The 15080-nt window shown below is 42.4% G+C and carries 16 protein-coding genes; 11 read left to right on the forward strand and 5 right to left on the reverse strand.

The window, feature by feature from the left end:
* The first annotated feature begins 72 nt into the window (after positions 1-72).
* The 6 genes from ispD (at position 73) to HMPREF9449_RS07060 (ending at position 6188) form a co-directional block, all read left to right on the forward strand.
* A complete protein-coding gene (gene ispD / locus HMPREF9449_RS07035) occupies positions 73-792 on the forward strand; it encodes a 2-C-methyl-D-erythritol 4-phosphate cytidylyltransferase (protein WP_009136561.1) in 720 nt (239 codons plus the stop codon).
* The gene (locus HMPREF9449_RS07040; protein ID WP_009136562.1) at positions 789-2201 is read left to right on the forward strand and encodes a capsule assembly Wzi family protein; all 1413 of its coding nucleotides are present in this window, start codon (positions 789-791) and stop codon (positions 2199-2201) included. Before ispD ends, HMPREF9449_RS07040 begins: the two co-directional genes overlap by 4 nt.
* A 182-nt stretch (positions 2202-2383) precedes the next feature.
* Entirely contained in the window at positions 2384-3433 is a 1050-nt protein-coding gene (locus HMPREF9449_RS07045; protein ID WP_009136563.1) for a pyridoxal phosphate-dependent aminotransferase, read from the forward strand.
* Complete coding sequence (locus tag HMPREF9449_RS07050) at positions 3430-4161, forward strand: phosphocholine cytidylyltransferase family protein (RefSeq protein ID WP_009136564.1); 732 nt, start codon at positions 3430-3432, stop codon at positions 4159-4161. Before HMPREF9449_RS07045 ends, HMPREF9449_RS07050 begins: the two co-directional genes overlap by 4 nt.
* A gap of 2 nt (positions 4162-4163) precedes the next feature.
* Positions 4164-4976 (forward strand): LicD family protein, encoded by an 813-nt coding sequence (locus HMPREF9449_RS07055; protein ID WP_009136565.1) that lies wholly within the window; start codon positions 4164-4166, stop codon positions 4974-4976.
* Between the two features lie 72 nt (positions 4977-5048).
* Entirely contained in the window at positions 5049-6188 is a 1140-nt protein-coding gene (locus HMPREF9449_RS07060) for a glycosyltransferase family 4 protein (protein WP_009136566.1), read from the forward strand.
* Here the strand turns inward: HMPREF9449_RS07060 and HMPREF9449_RS07065 are convergent.
* Positions 6158-6658, reverse strand: a complete 501-nt coding sequence (locus HMPREF9449_RS07065) for a dihydrofolate reductase (protein ID WP_009136567.1) — start codon at positions 6656-6658, stop codon at positions 6158-6160. The genes HMPREF9449_RS07060 and HMPREF9449_RS07065 overlap by 31 nt on opposite strands.
* Before the next feature lie 231 nt (positions 6659-6889).
* Here HMPREF9449_RS07065 and HMPREF9449_RS07070 point away from each other — a divergent pair, with 231 nt between their 5' ends.
* The 5 genes from HMPREF9449_RS07070 (at position 6890) to HMPREF9449_RS07090 (ending at position 11511) form a co-directional block, all read left to right on the forward strand.
* Positions 6890-7495 carry a DUF4254 domain-containing protein gene (locus tag HMPREF9449_RS07070; protein ID WP_009136568.1) on the forward strand — a complete coding sequence of 202 codons (606 nt, stop codon included), beginning with the start codon at positions 6890-6892 and terminating at the stop codon, positions 7493-7495.
* 2 nt (positions 7496-7497) lie between these two features.
* On the forward strand, positions 7498-8553 hold the full coding sequence (locus HMPREF9449_RS07075; RefSeq protein WP_009136569.1) for a glycosyltransferase family 9 protein: 1056 nt from the start codon (positions 7498-7500) through the stop codon (positions 8551-8553).
* On the forward strand, positions 8531-9280 hold the full coding sequence (locus tag HMPREF9449_RS07080; RefSeq protein WP_009136570.1) for a lipopolysaccharide kinase InaA family protein: 750 nt from the start codon (positions 8531-8533) through the stop codon (positions 9278-9280). The genes HMPREF9449_RS07075 and HMPREF9449_RS07080 overlap by 23 nt, the downstream gene beginning before the upstream one ends.
* Positions 9281-9288: 8 nt before the next feature.
* A complete protein-coding gene (glf, locus tag HMPREF9449_RS07085) occupies positions 9289-10407 on the forward strand; it encodes a UDP-galactopyranose mutase (RefSeq protein ID WP_009136571.1) in 1119 nt (372 codons plus the stop codon).
* A gap of 72 nt (positions 10408-10479) precedes the next feature.
* Positions 10480-11511 carry a galactofuranosyltransferase gene (locus HMPREF9449_RS07090; RefSeq protein WP_009136572.1) on the forward strand — a complete coding sequence of 344 codons (1032 nt, stop codon included), beginning with the start codon at positions 10480-10482 and terminating at the stop codon, positions 11509-11511.
* A gap of 66 nt (positions 11512-11577) precedes the next feature.
* Here HMPREF9449_RS07090 and HMPREF9449_RS07095 read toward each other — a convergent pair whose 3' ends face one another.
* The 4 genes from HMPREF9449_RS07095 to rfbG are packed head-to-tail and all read right to left on the reverse strand — an operon-like array spanning position 11578 to position 15080.
* Positions 11578-12576: a glycosyltransferase family 2 protein gene (locus HMPREF9449_RS07095; protein ID WP_009136573.1), complete on the reverse strand. Its 999-nt coding sequence runs from the start codon at positions 12574-12576 to the stop codon at positions 11578-11580.
* A 10-nt stretch (positions 12577-12586) separates the two neighbouring features.
* Positions 12587-13465 carry an NAD-dependent epimerase/dehydratase family protein gene (locus HMPREF9449_RS07100; RefSeq protein ID WP_009136574.1) on the reverse strand — a complete coding sequence of 293 codons (879 nt, stop codon included), beginning with the start codon at positions 13463-13465 and terminating at the stop codon, positions 12587-12589.
* Positions 13465-14001 carry a dTDP-4-dehydrorhamnose 3,5-epimerase family protein gene (locus HMPREF9449_RS07105; RefSeq protein WP_009136575.1) on the reverse strand — a complete coding sequence of 179 codons (537 nt, stop codon included), beginning with the start codon at positions 13999-14001 and terminating at the stop codon, positions 13465-13467. The genes HMPREF9449_RS07100 and HMPREF9449_RS07105 overlap by 1 nt, the downstream gene beginning before the upstream one ends.
* Complete coding sequence (gene rfbG / locus HMPREF9449_RS07110) at positions 13998-15080, reverse strand: CDP-glucose 4,6-dehydratase (protein ID WP_022048950.1); 1083 nt, start codon at positions 15078-15080, stop codon at positions 13998-14000. Before rfbG ends, HMPREF9449_RS07105 begins: the two co-directional genes overlap by 4 nt.

The raw sequence follows: 15080 nt of genomic DNA on the forward strand, positions 1-15080 counted from the left end.
AGGATAAAAACAATTTTTTATCGTCAACACTTCTTTTTTATATACTTTTATAGGTCAGTCAATAGAACTAGAATGAAAAAAAATATAGGTGTAATTTTAGCCGGAGGAAGCGGAAAAAGAATGGGGGAAAACATTCCCAAACAATTTCTGGTCATTGCCGGAAAAACCGTGCTTGAACATACATTAACTGTTTTTGAAAACCATCCCTTGGTAGACGAAATAGCCTTAGTAATAGCCCCCGCCCATGCTCCAATGCTGGAACAGATTCTTCAGGTTCATCCTTTTAAAAAATTAGTTTCTGTTTTACACGGAGGCCCGGAGCGGTACCATTCCAGCCTTTCTGCTTTAGAAGCATATGCCCATGTAGATTGCAATTTATTAATACACGATGCTGTGCGCCCTTTGGTAGATCCCAGGATTATCAGCGATGTCATCCGACAACTGGAGAAAGTGAACGCAGTCAATGTCGCAGTACCCGCCACCGATACAATTATAGAAGTAGATGAGAATCAAGAATATATTACCTGTATTCCGGACCGCTCCCGGTTATTTCATGTTCAGACTCCCCAGGGATTTGACAGGGCAACCCTACAACGGGCTTTTGACAAAGCGTTAAAAGACCCGGATTTTCAGACGACCGATGATTGTGGTGTGATAAAAAAATACCTGCCGGAAGAAAAAATCCGACTGGTACACGGGCATCCCCGGAACATAAAGCTGACCTGGCCGGAAGATCTGGCTTTTGCAGAAAAATGGCTAAGCTTGAATCCCTTTAATTCCTGCTACGAATGAAAAAATTTATCGGATTGTTTTTCTTTTTGGTGTGTACGGTCTCTCTTTCTGCTCAACCGCGTGAATTTCATTCTTCCGTCTCTTTATCCGGTTTTCTCGCCCATCAAAAAAAATTACCTTTTTGGGCGACCTCTAACCGCTACGGAATTCTTCCCGACAGTCGGGGAAGCCTATTGGAAGCAGGTCTGTTCTCCGATTTTAATTCCAAACATATTTTTCAACTGGCTTATGGCATTTCTGCCGCAGCTTATCTTTCTCACGACGACAATGCCATTCTATTAGACCAGTTGTACATCAGCGGAAAATGGAAAAAATTGCGGCTGGATTTAGGGATGATCCATCGGGAAACCGAATACAACGGAGTGTCTTTTACCAACGGAAATATCATTTATTCCAATAATGCCCGGACGATGCCCGGTTATAATTTACATTCCGATTATATTGCAGTTCCCTGGACCCATCAAGTTTTTTCTTTCCAGTTCAACTGGGCAGACTACCTGATGATCGACGACCGTTACGTCCATCATACACGCTTACACAACAAGTCCATTTTTCTTAAAATCACTCCGCACGCCCGTTTAGAAATTATTTTGGGATTAGAACATTGGGTACAATGGGGCGGAACTTCTTCCCGTTATGGGAAACAACCTTCCTCTTTCAAAGACTATCTCCGCATTGTATGTGGCAAAGCAGGAGGTGACGGAGCTACGAATAGCGACATCATTAACGCTTTAGGAAATCACCTGGGACGGGAACACCTGCGGATCAATTACAAAGGAGACAATTATCTGCTTTCTTTTTACCATGACATCCCTTTCGAAGACGGCTCGGGTACAGATTTCCGATCTTTCCCCGACGGCGTATACGCCTTTTATTTCGGCTCGAAAGAAAAAAAGCGGTGGCTGAGCGATATTATTTATGAATTCAATTACACCAAATACCAATCCGGCCGCTACCACAACCCTCCGGGACATCCCGAACAGGTATTGGGAGGGAATGACAATTATTTTAATAATGGCGAATACCAAAGCGGATGGACGCTGTACGGAAGAACCATAGGTTCCCCTCTAATGACCCCTCATGAGCCGAACGCTAAAGGTATCACCTTAGGAATCTATAACAACCGGATCATCGGGCACCATATCGGCTTGAAAGGCCAGGCCTGGAAAAAAATCCCCTACAAAATAATGTTGACCTATACGTTAAATTACGGACAATACGTAAAACCGCTGCCCCAAGCCCCTCAAAAACAATTTTCCTTTGCCCTGGAAGCTGCTTTGCCACAAACTCCTAAACTTCCTCTCAGAATCGATGTCGGCATATACGGAGATCGGGGAGAATTTTTACCCAACAACCTCGGTTTCACTTTAAAACTGAGCCGAAAAGATATAATCAAACGGAAAAAATAAACTTTTACGGCTCTGGATGCTTTTTCTCCTATAAGAATAAAATAAGCCGACACGGATATTTGTATCAAACAACTTTTATAACTAATAATTTTATTACTTTTGTAATACTATTTACAGCAGGTGTGCACGAGGAATCTGAAAAACAATTTTAATAACAACAATCGTAGCGGAACTCTAAAAATATGACACAAGAAACCACTTATCTCGACAGAAACGAATATAATTACGGGCCAGCCCCGGAAGTAGCTGAAGTTTTAAAAAATTTCGATCCCAATAAACTTTGTTTTTACACCCGTATTTACGACGAAGGGAAAAAAAGTATTTTTTCAGACTTTCTTTCCTCTTTATATCAAATTCCGGAAAAACAAATCATTCTGGGCTATGGAGGCGAAGATATTTTAAAACAAGTGGTTCATTGTTTTTTAGCCGGGAAAGAAAAACAAAAAACATTGTTGATTCCCAAATTTTCGTGGTGGTATTATAAATCCATTGCCGACGAAGTGGAAGGCAGAAGTGTCCTTTATCCGCTTTACGAAGACGGGAATACGTTTAAATACGACTTTAAAGCTCTGCAGGAGACTATCGAGCGGGAAAAACCGGAAATGGTATTGATTGCTTCTCCGAACAATCCGACCGGAAATGCACTGCCAGCTGAAGAGCTGGACAAGACGCTCTCCTTTATCGGAAAAGACACAGTGGTAGTCATCGACGAAGCATATGCTTCTTTTGCCAATAAAGATACTAGTTATATCAAACCGCTTTTAGAGAAATTCCCCAATGTATTAATTGTCCGAACCCTATCCAAGTTTTACGGTTTACCGGGATTACGGCTGGGATTCGCTTTTATGGGAACAGCTCTAAGCCGTTTTTTAAATTACAGCACGAAATACTTGGGCTATAACCGTTTGTCGGAAGAATTGGGTATCGCTGTATTAAAAGCAACCGATTATTATCAAAACGTAGCCGACCAAATGGCTCAGGACCGGGAAATGTATATCCGTGAATTGCGTCCGCTAGCGGGTTTTAAAGTTTATGACTCCAATGCCAATTTTATGCTTGTCAAATATCCGATCGAGTGGAAGGAAAAATTACAAACCGCTTTGAAAGCCAAAGGATATCTGATTAAATTTATGAATGAACCGGACATCAATACCCACATGCGAATCACCCTGGGTACACATGCCCAAAATTGTATGGTCATTGAAACCATTAAAGAAGTTGTAGGAGCATGAAAGCTGTAATACTGGCTGCAGGTATTGCATCCCGCCTGCGGCCTCTTACCAATCATACCCCCAAATGTCTGTTGGAAATCGGAGGGAAAAGTCTATTGGAAAGAGCCATACAAGGACTACTGACCAACAACATCCGGGAAATCGTCCTTGTCACCGGTTATTTGCAAGAACAGATTGTGTCTTTCGTGCAAAAGAAATTTCCGGAAGTAGACGTAAAATTTATCTACAACGAGAAATACGCTACGACCAATAATATTTATTCTCTCTGGTTGGTGAAAAACAGTATACAGGGTGAAGATATTATACTCCTCGACAGTGATATTCTATTTGATCCGGGATTGGTAACAGCAGTAATAAACTCCCCCTATCCGGATACGTTGGCTTTAAATTCGCACCCGCTTTGTGAGGAAGAAATGAAAGTCATTGCTGATCCTATGGGAAAGGTCGTCGAAATCAGTAAAACCTGTTCTCCGGAACAGGCCATCGGAGAATCGATCGGCATAGAAAAGATATCCCATACTTATCTGCAATACTTATTCGCGGAGTTGGACCACATGATTTTAAAAGAAGATTTAGGAAATGTATTTTACGAAGCAGCTTTCCAGCGTCTGATTGCTCAAGGTAAAAGTTTCCATATAGTCGACACCTCCACTCTATTCTCCATGGAATTGGATACCTTGGAAGATTTTCAGACAGCTACGGAAAAATTACCTGCTAATTTGTTGTAACCATGGGGAATAAATACGACATCAGAGCTTTACAATTGAAAGTATTGGATATTCTGCTGGCAGTAGATAAAGTTTGCCGGGAGCATCATTTACGGTACTATATTATGGCCGGTACCTTGATCGGAGCTGTAAGGCATAAAGGATTTATTCCCTGGGACGACGATCTGGATATTGGGATGCCCCGGAAGGATTACGAAATTTTCATGGAAAAATCGAAGGATTTATTACCGGATTACCTAGAAGCAATTTATTGGAAAAATGATCCGGATTACCCCCTCTCTTTCGCGAAAATACAAGATGCCCGGACGACATTGATTGAAAGAAAACATTTAAAATACAAAGGGGGGATTTATATCGATGTGTTTCCACTGGACGGCGCTCCTTGCGGAAAATTAATCCGCCTCTGGCATTTCGGAAAATTTGAGTTTTACAACAAAACGTTATATTTTCTTTTCAGAGATCCTTATAAACACGGCAAAGGGATCAGTTCCTGGCCTTGCCGGATCGCCCGTACCCTGTTTACCCGCCGGGGAGTGCAGGCAAAACTGGAAAAACTGATGAGGAAATACGATTTTGATCGTTCCGAATGGGTATGCGATTACGACGATGGCCGAAAGGGCATTCTTCCCCGTTCTGTCATCGGAAACCCTACCCTTATTTCTTTTGAAGAAAAAGAGGTATACGGTATAGAAAATTATCATGCCTACCTCCGCAATAAATACGGAGATTATATGCAAATTCCACCTGCAGAAAAGCAGCGTCAACATAATTTTTATTTTCTGGACTTGAATAAACCTTACCGGGAAAAAGAATAAGCGGAGGAAATAGAAAGGTTTAAACAGTATAGAGAAACTTTACAAGCTTGTTCAATCCATTAATCATTTCCTATGAAAATCGGGTACGATGCTAAAAGACTTTATAAAAATTTCACCGGACTGGGAAATTATAGCCGGACTTTAGTCGGGAATTTACAGCTCTTCTATCCGGAAAATGAATATTATTTATATACGCCGGACATCCGTCAGAATGAAGTGACGGATTCCTTTTTGAACAACGCTGCTTTTCATACGGTTATGCCCCGGGGAAAACTGAAAGGGTGGTGGCGCACTTCCGCTATAAAGAAAGATTTAAAAAAAGACCGGATCGACATTTTTCACGGGTTAAGTCACGAAATTCCGCTCCGGATGCAACATACGGGTATACGGTCGGTTGTCACCATACACGACATCATCTACCGTACTTTTCCAGATATGTATTCGCTTATCGACCGGAAAATATACGATTTCAAATTCAAGTACGCCTGCCGGCATGCCGATAAAATCATTGCCATCAGCGAATGTACAAAAAAAGATATTATTCGTTTTTTTGGTATCCCTGAAAGTAAAATAGCAGTTATTTACCAGGCTATACAACCCATTTTTTACCAGATGCAAGAGGCCGGGGAAGCCCGGAAAAAAGTAGAGCGTTTTCATATTCCTCCCGATTATTTACTATATGTGGGTTCAGTAAATTCCCGGAAAAATTTGTTGGGTATTGTCAAAGCACTCCGACTGTTGCCTTCGCATTTACAACTTCCTCTGGTCATCATCGGCAACGGCAGGGGGTATAAAAAACAGGTAGAAGAATATGCATCCACTCACCGACTGAGTCAAAGGTTAATCTGGCTCAACAACCTGACCGACAGCAGTGTCCTGCAGGCATTTTATCAGAGTGCCCGGATTTTTATCTACCCCTCTTTTTACGAAGGTTTCGGACTTCCGGTGACAGAAGCTTTGCTGAGCAAGGTCCCGGTCATCACTTCTTCCGTCTCTTCTTTACCGGAAGCAGGAGGTGATTATTGTTATTATGTGAATCCCTCACAGCCGGAGGAGATAGCCGAAGGTATCCGGAAAATTATAGAAGATCCGGCCTTTTGCAACAAACTGACAGCAGGAGGGTATGAATTTGCTCACCGGCAATTTGATCCCCGCCTCTTGACTCAAAAAGTCAATGATGTCTATCGGGAACTGCTTTCTTTGCGTTCATAAGTCAGGAAGGAACAGGCAAATTCATTTTTTTCATCCGCCACTACCTCTGTCCGGTTTACTTCTGTCCACTGCGTTGCCTTCACTTCAGGAATAAAAGTATCTCCTTCTACCCGGGTATGTACCCGGGTCAGATACAAACGGTCGGCTTTCTCCCAAAGGGCATTGTATAAAGTCCCGCCGCCGATAATAAAAACTTCTGTTTCTGCCCTCAAAGCCTCTAAGGCGTCAGTAATATCCGAATAACATTCACATCCCTCTGCACAAAAAGCAGGGTTATGGGTTATGACAACATTACGGCGGTTAGGTAAAGCTTTCCCGATCGACTGGAAGGTACGCCTCCCCATCACAATAGGATGCCCTGTCGTAAGGGTTTTAAAATGTTTCAGATCGGCAGGTAAATGCCATATCAATCCGTTATCTTTTCCGATAACATTATTTTCCGCTGCTGCAACAATAAGGGACAATATCATAATTTCAACGTTTTGAATACAAAGATAAGGATATTCCCGTATAAAACCACGTCTTGCTTCCCGGTTCTTTTTCTCTCAGCGGGACTCAACTTTCCGGGGGTCAAAATCCGGTTGTTTCTTTTCCTTTTTCCGGATTACGCATCAAATAATTGCTTCTTACGGAAACTTTACCTAGTTTTGCAAAGCACGTGCTTTTATGCGATAATTTAGATAACTTAATAAAATTGTATTATGGCCTTTACCGACATTTGCAACAAAATTTTTAACGAATCCATTACGGATTACCATGTGAAAGACAATGTAGACACTCCTATTCAGAACCCATACCCCTTAAAAAGTATAGAATATTATTTATATCTGAAAAACTGGATCGATACCGTACAATGGCATTTTGAAGATATCATCCGGGACCCGCATATTGATCCAGCAGAAGCCTTATTGTTAAAAAGACGGATCGACAAATCCAATCAGGACCGTACAGATTTAGTGGAGTTGATTGACAGCTATTTTCTGGATAAATTCAAAGCAGTAACCGTTTTGCCGGATGCCCTCATCAATACGGAAAGTCCGGCCTGGGCAATTGACCGTCTTTCCATTCTGGCTTTGAAAATCTACCATATGCAACAGGAAGTGAACCGGACCGACACCAACCCAGAACACCATCAGCAATGTGAAAAGAAATTGAACATTCTTCTGGAACAGCAAAAAGATCTTTCCACGGCTATTGGACAATTGCTGGACGACATCGCAGCCGGCCGGAAATACATGAAAGTATATAAACAGATGAAAATGTATAACGATCCGGCTTTAAATCCTGTACTTTACGGAAAGAAATAAATATGAAACGTTTGCTGGTCGTCCGTTTTTCCGCTATGGGAGATGTGGCCCTGACTGTACCTGTACTTTATTCGTTGGCAACACAATATCCCGAATTGGAAATTACTGTACTAAGTCGCGCAAATTTCCGGCCGCTTTTCGAAAAGTTACCGGAAAATGTGACTTTTAGGGCAGCCGATCTCCGGGGCAAACACAAAGGAATTCTCGGATTAACCCGCTTATTCAGAGAACTTCGCCCCTATAAATTCGATGCCATAGCCGATCTGCACAATGTATTGCGGACCCGCTTTTTGCGGACCTGCTTTTGGCTCTACGGGAAAAAAACGGCTTCTATACAAAAAGGACGGAAAGAAAAAAAACAACTGGTACGATCGGTAAATAAAATCCGTAAGCCTTTAAAAACGTCTTTTACCCGTTACGAAGAAGTATTTACCCGACTGGGCCTTCCCTTGACATTGCACTTTTCCTCTATTTACGGAGAGGGAAAAGGGAATTTCGAACTCATTCGGCCGCTTACAGGAGAAAAAAAACAGGAAAAATGGGTGGGAATTGCTCCTTTTGCACAGCATACAGGAAAAATATATCCCTTGCCGCTCATGGAAAAAGTCGTCGCCCTTCTGAATGCAAAATCCGGTATCCGGCTTTTTTTCTTCGGTGGAGGCAAAAAAGAAACGGAAATCCTCCAAGGATGGGAAAAGAAATTTCCGGGGACATTCGCTTTACCGGGGAAATTAAAGATGCCGGAAGAACTTGTCCTGATGAGTTACCTAGACGTGATGATTTCTATGGATTCCGCCAATATGCACATGGCCTCGCTGGTTCATACGCCGGTCATTTCCATATGGGGCGCTACCCATTTCTGGTGCGGATTTATGGGCTGGGGACAAAAAGAAGAACAGGCTATACAAATGGATTTACCCTGTCGTCCCTGTTCTGTATTCGGCAATAAACCTTGCCTGCGGAAAGATTACGCTTGTCTGAATGGCATTCTTCCGGAAAAAATCGTCCAGGAAACGGAACGTTTATTGAAAAAAAATGAAGAAAAAGATATTGATTAATCCCAAATACGAACACCTGCGTTCCTTTATCACTTCTCTTCCTGATACTTTTTCGCAAAACGGAAAAGTTATCTATCAGAGTCGGAATGAACTGCGTGTGTTTGAAAAAGCAGGATTATCTCTCAACGTAAAGCAATTCGGTATTCCTCTGTTTTTCAATCGGATTATTTATAACGGTTTCCGCCCCCCCAAAGCCCTCAGGGCTTACGAATATGCCTTGAAACTGCAACATTCAGGTATCAATACTCCGGAAGCCATTGGCTGTATTTGCATGAGCCGAAGGGGACTTCTGGACAGATGCTATTTCATCAGTCTGCAAGTACCTTATACCCGCAGATTTTATGAATTCGGAACCGCCCCACTCGAAGGGAAAGAAGAAATTATCCGGGCCTTTGCCCGTTACACCGCCCGTATGCACGAAGCCGGAGTATACCATAAGGACTATTCCCCGGGCAATATTTTATTCGATATACGGGAAGGTAAACCAGAATTCTGTGTCGTAGACATCAACCGGATGAAGTTCGGGCCCGTAGGTATAAAAATGGGTTGTGCTAATTTTGCACGTCTTTGGGGACAACAACCTTTTTTCCGTATATTAGCAACAGAATATGCTGCAGCCCGTCACTTCGACGCCGAAGTATGTATCAAATGGGTATTACATTACCGACAGAAATTCTGGAAAGCTTACAGTCAAAGACATCCTCCCGAATTTCAATTAGATTTATAAATATTATGATGGAGCAAGCGCGTTTATACGATTATTTAATTGTCGGAGCCGGCCTTTTTGGAGCCGTTTTTGCCCGGCAGGCCTTCCAATCAGGAAAAAAATGTCTGGTCATTGACAAACGTCCCCACAAGGGCGGGAATATTTATTGTGAGGATATCGACGGCCTCCGTGTCCATAAATACGGAGCCCATATTTTTCATACCAGTCAAAAAGAGATATGGAATTACGTCAACCGCTTTGTCGAATTCAATCGCTTTACCAACTCTCCCCTAGCCTATTACAAAGGGAAACTCTATAATCTTCCTTTTAATATGAACACTTTTAACCGCTTATGGGGAGTCGTCAGTCCGGAAGAAGCCCGGATTAAAATAGAAGAACAACGGAGGAAATATGCTTCTCTCCCAGAACCGGCCAATCTGGAAGAACAGGCTTTAAAATTGTGCGGGGAAGACATCTACCAAATTCTGATCAAAGGATATACCGAAAAACAATGGGGAAGATCAGCTAACGAACTCCCCGCTTTTATTATCAAACGGATTCCTTTCCGATTTACATACGACAATAATTATTTTAACGATGAGTATCAAGGTATCCCCAAGGGAGGATATAATCTTCTAATCGAAGGACTTTTAAAAGACATAGAAGTAAAACTGAACACCGATTATTTCGAAAACCGGTCCTATTTCGACCATTTGGCCGACAAAATAGTATTTACCGGTTGCCTGGATGAATTTTTTAACTATGAATGCGGACCGCTGGAATACCGCAGTCTTCGTTTTGAACACGAACAATTGGAAATAGTAGATTTTCAAGGTAATGCAGTCGTCAATTACACCGAACGGGAAGTGCCCTATACCCGGATTATTGAACACAAACATTTTGAATTCGGACAACAACCTTTCACCATCATTACACGGGAGTATCCCAAAGCCTTTGCAGCAGGAGATGAACCTTATTATCCCGTAAATGATTCACTCAATACAGCTAAAGTCAAAAAATACAAAGAAAAAGCAGCCCAATTTCCTCATTTGCTCCTGGGGGGAAGATTGGCCCAGTACGCTTATTTCGATATGGACGATACCGTAGAAGCAGCGTTGGATTTAGCTCGCCGGGAGTCCCTGTTTTAAAACGATGTTTTTTATCAGGCCGGCTGCACAATTATTTAAAACAAACCTACGAAGAATAGACCTCACAACGATATGACCAACAAATGTTATCTCTCCAAAAATTACAAGGGCTTACAAAACGCCGGAAACAAAGCTAAAACCGATATTGAAAAAATCCTTCAGCAACAGGGCTTCCGGAATGTCGGATTAAAACAAACAGTGTATACCAATAAAGTTCTCGGCTTTTTTATCACCCTCCTGGGGGTACTGAAAGCTCCTTTTTGTCTACACAAAGGGGATGTGCTACTTTTACAGTACCCTTTGAAGAAATACTATAGTTTCGTCTGTAATATGGCCCATCTGAGAGGAGCCAAAGTGATTACCCTGATCCACGACCTCGGAAGCTTTAGACGTCAAAAGCTTACGATTCCGCAGGAAATAAAACGCCTGGGGCATAGCGATTATATTATCGCCCACAATACGTTTATGAAAAGCTGGCTGGAACAACAAGGATGTAAAATTCCAATCGGCTGTCTGGAAATTTTCGATTACTTGTCGGAAACAACAGCTCCGGACCGGGACCTTCCTCCACTTCCTTATGGTGTCGTATATGCCGGAGGACTGAGCCCCCGCAAAAACACATTTTTGTATGAAATAGGAGAAACGATTTCCAATTACCACATCAATTTATACGGCAACGGATTCGAAGCTGAAAAAGCCAAAGGAAAAGAACATTTCACTTATAAAGGTTTCGTCCCTTCCGATCAGCTTATCGCGAAAGCGGAAGGAGATTTCGGCTTGGTTTGGGACGGAGATTCCATTACGTCCTGCAGCGGAAACTGGGGGGAATATTTACAATACAATAATCCCCATAAAACCTCTCTTTATATCCGTTGTGAATTACCGGTAATTATCTGGAAAAAAGCAGCCCTGGCTCCTTTTATTGAAAAAAATAAAATCGGGATACCCATCGACAGCCTGACCGAACTAAACGAACGCCTGAAAGCTTTAAGTCCGGAAGAATATAAACAAATGAAAGCAAACATCGCTATCGTCAGCAATCGCCTCTCAAACGGATATTATTGTACCAAAGCTGTAGAGAAAGCCCTAAAGACACTGTTATGAAAAAGGGATGTGCTATAAAATCCCTTTTTTGTTTTTGACGTCAAGCAACCGCTAAGGAATACACCATCAGAAACCGTAACGTTTTATAAAAAACGTCCAGTGTATCATTTTCAATAAAAGTTTATCCGTCGTTTTCAGGTTTTTCTTTAAAGATTTATCTTTTTGCCCGAATTCTATTTCAAAACGGATTTTACGGGTATTGTATTTTGCACGTATAATCCGGTCGAGTAAAGGATCGGGCAAAGCAATGGCCTTTTTCATACAAGTCCATATATATTTATCGACATCCAGCATTTCCCGGTAACAATTAAATGTTTCGTTCTCTGCAATACGATAATTAAACGTAGGAATCGTATTGTATATCGATCCAAACCGATAAGTGTAATGGGAAAATAAAGCATAATCCGCTACAGGATAAAATTCCGGATTAAATCCTCCTATTTCCAACAGACACTCTTTAGCAAACAAGGATCCGACCCCATTCCCTACCTCATCCATAAAATGAGCGAATACAGAATAATTATAGTGATCTTTTTTTCTCAATATCCCCATAATTTTCTTACCGACCTTTTTTTTCTTAATATATTCTCCTTTACCGTTTATCTTATTGAAGGCAGAAAAGATGGCTTTATTTCCGCTTTTTTTCTGTAAACTCATCAAACGGGACAACGCATTCGGCAATAACATGTCATCGTCGTGGCAAAATACCAAAAAAGGAGCCCTGGCCAACTCGATACAACGGTTCCAATTGCCGAACATGCCTATATTTTTTTGATTCCGATAGTAATACACACGGGGAGCATTGAATTCTTTGACAACTTTAAAATTGGGAGTTTCTCCAGAAACCGTATCGTCATTATCTATCACGATAATCTCGTAAGCTCCTTGGTAATCCTGTTCCAAAGCCGATTTTAAAGCGACCCTCAAAAAATCCGGATGATTATAAACCGGCATTACAATAGAAACTTCCGGTTTCGGGCAACAACTGAAATCTCCGCTTACCAATAAGGAGGGAACTTCTCTATACGTCTGAAAATTATCCTTTATTTCAAAAATATTCCGCATATCTCACTGTTTAATTATGCTGTAACAAATCCGATATTCCTTCTTGCAAAGAAATCTGAGGTTGCCAATCCGGCAAAACGGTTCCTCTCTTCCAGGGACACATCACTTCCCGAAGCCGGTACTCCCGCCCTCCCCATATAATATTCAGTTTCTTTCCGCTTACGTGCTCAAAAACCGCCGCCAGTTCCCGCAATGAATAAGGTCGGTCTGCCCTCAATACATATTCCTCTCCCTGTTCCTTTTCCTCACTTAAACGTCTGATTAAAACCCGGAATCCGGCGATTACGTCGTCAATATGCAATAAGTCGATCTGTTGTTCTCCCGGCGACATAGCTAACTCTTCTCCCGTTTCCGCAATTCGCTTGAACAATGCCAATATTTTGGTCCGCGTGTCCCAAGGCCCATAAGTATCACACAGTTTTAAGGTCATAAAACGCAGAGGGGATACGGCAGTATAATACCGGGCCACATCGATAAAAGCTTGTTTGGATGCCGCATATAAATTGACAGGACAATATTCCGGACTGTCCGATTCGTAATTCTGCCAGATTGTACCTGTATTCAAAAACCATTTTACTTCACTTTTAGAAGCAGCCTCCAATAAAGCCGTCCCAAAATAAACATTCGACAAAATGATATCTTTGATTTGCTCCTCCCGGTGCTGGGCAATATACAAAGAAGCCAAGTGCACAATTCCTTCTATTTTTTCTTTATTCAAATATTGCCGTAAGGCCAGTATATCTTCCTTAAAACAAAAGGCCGGTATATCTTCTAAGCCTGTCAAATCCGAACCTTCCCGGACCAAAAGATGCAGAGAAAAATCTTTTTTCAATTTCCGGACCAAATGTCGTCCGACAAAACCTGTGGCTCCGGTAATCAATATATTCATCAAAAAGGAGATTTGAAATTTTCCAATTTTTCAAAAGTCAGATCCCGCCCGGACACAATCGGTCGCTGTATCCCCCAGTCGAAGCCGAAAGAATCCCAAGCGATCCCGCAATCCTGATCCTTTGCATAACAGGATGTCTGGGCATAATTGACAATACTTCCCTCTTCCAAGGCCAGAAAACCATGGGCTAACCCCCGTGGAATATATAAATACCGGGCTGCCCGTTCATCCATCTCCAAAGAAAAAAACATCCCGAAAGTAGCGGATTTCTGACGTAAGTCCACGACAACGTCCCGGATTTTCCCTTTACTCACATACACTAATTTCGTATGATCGAAAGGGGGCAACTGAAAATGCATCCCCCGGATGACATCTTTCCGGGAAACAGAATAATAAAACTCTTTAAAATCAGTATCCAGATCGTTTTCCTTAAAAAAATCGTAATTGTACAATTTCTGAAAACAACCTCTTTCATCCTGAAAATCGACGGTTTCCAGGATATACAAACCCGAGATGGAAGTTTCTATCTTTTTCATTGGGAAAGCATATATTTTTCAATCTGTTCCACACAAATGCGATCAACCGGCTCCTGCCGATAACGCCTATACCAATCGGTCGTCAGACGTACCGCTTCTTGGACTGCTAAACGAGGTTCCCAGTTCAAATAATACTTTGCCTTTGAAATATCCAGCATCAAAAGCTTCGCCTCATGCAAAGCCCCGGCCTGCGAAACATCTTTCACCTCTCCTCCACCATATAAATCCGCAATCTGATTCGCAATCTCCCACACTGTCGCAACAGATTCGGCATGCGGCCCAAAATTCCACCCCTCACAATAACGGGTAGGTTCCTCCCACATTTTCATCGCCAGCAACAGATAACCACTCAAAGGTTCCAAAACATGCTGCCAGGGGCGGACTGCCTGAGGACTCCGGATTTCGATGGGCTTCCCTGCTTCCAACGCCCTTATGCAATCGGGCACAATCCGGTCCAACGCCCAGTCCCCTCCTCCGATAACATTGCCGGCACGCACACTGGCAATCGACTGTCCGTGTTTCTCGTAGGTCTCCGGATTGAAAAAAGAACGTCTCCAGGAAGCTATTGCGATCTCCGCCGCTCCTTTAGAAGAAGAATACGGATCGTATCCCCCCAGGGGCTCATTCTCCCGATACCCCCAAATCTGCTCTTTATTTTCATAGCACTTATCGGTTGTAATCATAACGCCGACCTTAACGTCAGGCGTATTCCGCATCGCCTCCAGAATCCGGATAGTCCCCATCACATTCGTCTCATAGGTCTCCACCGGAATTTCATACGATAGCCGGACAATCGGCTGTGCCGCCAAATGAAAAACAATTTCAGGCCGGTATTGCTGAAAAATCTGCTTCATTTTTTCTCCATCCCGAATATCTCCCCTTAAATCCACTATCCGCTTTCCAATCCCCGACAATACAAAATTATCCCGCTCCGTATAGGGCTCTAAACTTACCCCAATAACTTCCGCCCCCAATTCATACAACCAAATTGCCAACCAAGATCCTTTAAAACCGGTATGCCCGGTCAATAAGACCCGTTTCCCTTTGTAAAACGCCCGAAATGTATCCAGATTTGTCAT

Source organism: Odoribacter laneus YIT 12061 (assembly GCF_000243215.1).
Taxonomy (GTDB): domain Bacteria; phylum Bacteroidota; class Bacteroidia; order Bacteroidales; family Marinifilaceae; genus Culturomica; species Culturomica lanea.

What these genes read in the sequence shown, in the direction of transcription:
- ispD (WP_009136561.1), top strand. Translation starts at nt 73, where the DNA reads ATGAAAAAAAATATAGGTGTAATTTTAGCCGGAGGAAGCGGAAAAAGA.
- HMPREF9449_RS07040 (WP_009136562.1), top strand. Translation starts at nt 789, where the DNA reads ATGAAAAAATTTATCGGATTGTTTTTCTTTTTGGTGTGTACGGTCTCT.
- HMPREF9449_RS07045 (WP_009136563.1), top strand. Translation starts at nt 2,384, where the DNA reads ATGACACAAGAAACCACTTATCTCGACAGAAACGAATATAATTACGGG.
- HMPREF9449_RS07050 (WP_009136564.1), top strand. Translation starts at nt 3,430, where the DNA reads ATGAAAGCTGTAATACTGGCTGCAGGTATTGCATCCCGCCTGCGGCCT.
- HMPREF9449_RS07055 (WP_009136565.1), top strand. Translation starts at nt 4,164, where the DNA reads ATGGGGAATAAATACGACATCAGAGCTTTACAATTGAAAGTATTGGAT.
- HMPREF9449_RS07060 (WP_009136566.1), top strand. Translation starts at nt 5,049, where the DNA reads ATGAAAATCGGGTACGATGCTAAAAGACTTTATAAAAATTTCACCGGA.
- HMPREF9449_RS07065 (WP_009136567.1), bottom strand. Translation starts at nt 6,658, where the DNA reads ATGATATTGTCCCTTATTGTTGCAGCAGCGGAAAATAATGTTATCGGA.
- HMPREF9449_RS07070 (WP_009136568.1), top strand. Translation starts at nt 6,890, where the DNA reads ATGGCCTTTACCGACATTTGCAACAAAATTTTTAACGAATCCATTACG.
- HMPREF9449_RS07075 (WP_009136569.1), top strand. Translation starts at nt 7,498, where the DNA reads ATGAAACGTTTGCTGGTCGTCCGTTTTTCCGCTATGGGAGATGTGGCC.
- HMPREF9449_RS07080 (WP_009136570.1), top strand. Translation starts at nt 8,531, where the DNA reads ATGAAGAAAAAGATATTGATTAATCCCAAATACGAACACCTGCGTTCC.
- glf (WP_009136571.1), top strand. Translation starts at nt 9,289, where the DNA reads ATGGAGCAAGCGCGTTTATACGATTATTTAATTGTCGGAGCCGGCCTT.
- HMPREF9449_RS07090 (WP_009136572.1), top strand. Translation starts at nt 10,480, where the DNA reads ATGACCAACAAATGTTATCTCTCCAAAAATTACAAGGGCTTACAAAAC.
- HMPREF9449_RS07095 (WP_009136573.1), bottom strand. Translation starts at nt 12,576, where the DNA reads ATGCGGAATATTTTTGAAATAAAGGATAATTTTCAGACGTATAGAGAA.
- HMPREF9449_RS07100 (WP_009136574.1), bottom strand. Translation starts at nt 13,465, where the DNA reads ATGAATATATTGATTACCGGAGCCACAGGTTTTGTCGGACGACATTTG.
- HMPREF9449_RS07105 (WP_009136575.1), bottom strand. Translation starts at nt 14,001, where the DNA reads ATGAAAAAGATAGAAACTTCCATCTCGGGTTTGTATATCCTGGAAACC.
- rfbG (WP_022048950.1), bottom strand. Translation starts at nt 15,080, where the DNA reads ATGACAAATCTGGATACATTTCGGGCGTTTTACAAAGGGAAACGGGTC.